Source organism: Thiocapsa sp. (assembly GCF_011390875.1).
Lineage (GTDB): Bacteria > Pseudomonadota > Gammaproteobacteria > Chromatiales > Chromatiaceae > Thiocapsa.
This window is the reverse complement of sequence record NZ_JAABRP010000382.1, coordinates 1-2,551: the sequence shown is the minus strand read 5'-3', so window position 1 is coordinate 2,551 and position 2,551 is coordinate 1. Positions and strand designations below refer to the sequence as shown.

At 60.8% G+C, this 2,551-nt stretch carries 3 protein-coding genes; all 3 read left to right on the top strand.

Annotated features, from left to right (window positions below):
* On the top strand, positions 1-454 hold a 454-nt coding region (locus tag GPT33_RS18705; RefSeq protein ID WP_296812147.1), incomplete at its 5' end, for an acyl-CoA dehydrogenase family protein.
* Complete coding sequence (gene can, locus GPT33_RS18700) at positions 454-1,104, top strand: carbonate dehydratase (RefSeq protein ID WP_296812145.1); 651 nt, start codon at positions 454-456, stop codon at positions 1,102-1,104. The genes GPT33_RS18705 and can, both read left to right, overlap by 1 nt.
* Before the next feature lie 81 nt (positions 1,105-1,185).
* Positions 1,186-2,551: bifunctional isocitrate dehydrogenase kinase/phosphatase (gene aceK / locus GPT33_RS18695; RefSeq protein WP_296812142.1), on the top strand; the 1,366-nt coding region annotated here is incomplete at its 3' end.

Sequence of the window (2,551 nt, the reverse complement as noted above, 5' to 3'; positions counted from 1 at the left end):
CGGGCTGGACTACGAACGTGCCGTGCTCACCGGCGGGCCGCTGGGTATCATGCAGGCGGTCATGGACAACGTGATTCCGTACATCCACGACCGCAAGCAGTTTGGCCAGAGCATTGGTGAGTTCCAGCTCATCCAGGGCAAGGTGGCCGACATGTACACCGTGCTGCAGGCAGGCCGCTCGTTTGCGTACACCGTGGCCAAAAACCTCGACTTGCTGGGCACCGAACACGTGCGCCAGGTGCGCAAAGACTGTGCATCCGTCATTTTGTGGACGGCTGAGAAAGCCACTTGGATGGCCGGTGAGGGCGTGCAGATTTTTGGTGGAAATGGCTACATCAACGAATACCCGCTGGGCCGTTTGTGGCGCGATGCCAAGCTCTACGAAATTGGCGCCGGCACCAGCGAAATTCGCCGCATGCTGATCGGCCGCGAACTGTTTGCGGAGACCCTGTAATGCCGCTGCGCCACCTGCTTGCGCACAACCGCACCTGGGCCTCCCAAATGGAGGCTGTGCGGCCGGGCTTCTTCACGGCCCTGTCACAACAGCAAAACCCGCGATACATGTGGATCGGCTGCTCAGACAGCCGCGTGCCGGCCAACCAGATCACCGGGCTGGAGCCGGGTGAAGTGTTTGTGCACCGCAACGTGGCCAACGTGGTCGTGCCGACCGACCTGAACTGCCTGACCACCATCCAGTACGCGGTGGATGTGCTCAAGGTCGAGCACCTGATGGTGGTGGGCCATTACGGTTGTGGCGGCGTGCAGGCGGCGCTGAAAGATGTACGCGTGGGTCTGGCCGACAACTGGCTGCGCCATGTCAAAGACGTGCGAGACCGGCACGGCGACTTGCTGCAGCAGCTGGACGAGGCTCACCGGCTGGATGCCCTGTGCGAGCTCAATGTGATCGAGCAGGTGATGCACGTGGCAGAAACCACGGTGGTTCAAGACGCCTGGCAACGCGGCCAACCGGTCGCATTGCACGGTTGGGTGTATGGCCTGAAAGACGGGCTGCTGCAAGACCTGCACATGGTGGTGCGCGGCACCGATGTGCTGGACGACACCTACCGCGCTGCGGTGGCCGAGGTGGCCGCGCGCGCGCGCTGAGCTGCGGCGCAGCCCTGCGTTTCATTGGTGAGCCCTTAACCGCCGCAACCCACCATGTTTCCCCAGCGCCTGGACTCTACCGTGGCCTACGACATAGCCAAGGCCATGATGGACGGTTTCAACCGCCATTACCGGTTGTTTCGCACCGAGTCGGCCCGCGCCAAGCACCGCTTTGAAACCCGCGACTGGCGAGGACAGCAGCGCGCGCAGCGTGATCGCATCGAGTTTTACGACCTGCGCGTGAACGAATGCGTGAAGCGCCTGATGAAAGAATTTGGCGCTCACCAGCAACCCATGGGTGTGTGGGAGCAAGTGAAGTTGCATTACATCGGGCTGCTGGTGAACCACCACCAGCCCGAACTGGCCGAAACGTTTTTCAACTCGGTCACCACCAAGATTTTGAAACGCGCCTACTTTCAAAACGACTTCATTTTTGTGCGCCCGGCGGTGTCCACCGAATACATCGAGAACGACGAGGCCGGTGCCAAGCCCACCTACCGCTGCTACTACCCCACGGGCGACACCATGGCAGCCGAGGCGCTGCGCATGATCCAGGACTTTGAACTGCGGGTGCCGTTTGAAGACCTGGCGCGCGACGCTGCGCTGGTGCTTCAGGCCATGAAGCAGCACTTTGACCACGTCAAGCTGCGCGCCAATTTCCAGTTTCAGGTGCTGTCTGGCCTGTTCTTTCGCAACAAAGGCGCCTACGTGGTGGGCAAGATCATCAACGGCTTCCAAGAGGTACCGTTTGCCTTGCCCGTCCTGCACACGACCGATGAAAAACTGGTGGTGGACGCCGCGCTGTTTGGTGAAGACGACCTGCTGATGCTGTTCAGCTTTGCGCGCGCCACCTTCATGGTTGACATGGAAATACCCAGCGCCTACGTGCAGTTTTTGCGCAGCCTCATGCCCCGCAAACCGCGCGCCGAGTTTTACAACGCGCTGGGTTTGGCCAAGCAGGGCAAGACGCTGTTTTACCGCGACTTTCTCTTCCACATGCGGCACAGCACCGACAAGTTCCGCATCGCGCCCGGCATCAAAGGCATGGTGATGCTGGTGTTCGACCTGCCCAGTTTTCCGTTCGTGTTCAAGGTCATCAAAGACTTTTATCCGCCGCAGAAAGACACCACGCGTGAGCAGATTCGTGGCAAATACCTGCTGGTCAAGCAACACGACCGCGTGGGCCGCATGGCCGACACGCTGGAGTTTTCCGAGGTCGGGTTCCCGCGCGACCGCTTCACCGATGAGCTGATTGCCGAGATTGAAAAGTTCGCGCCCAGCCAGCTGGAGATCAGCGACCGCGACGGCGACGGGAATATCGAGGTCATCCTCAAGCACTGCTACATCGAGCGCCGCATGATTCCGCTCAATATTTACCTGCAGGAAGCGTTTGAGGCGCTGCGCGTCCAGGCCGACAACCCGGCAGCGCGCGCGCAGCTCTCGCGGG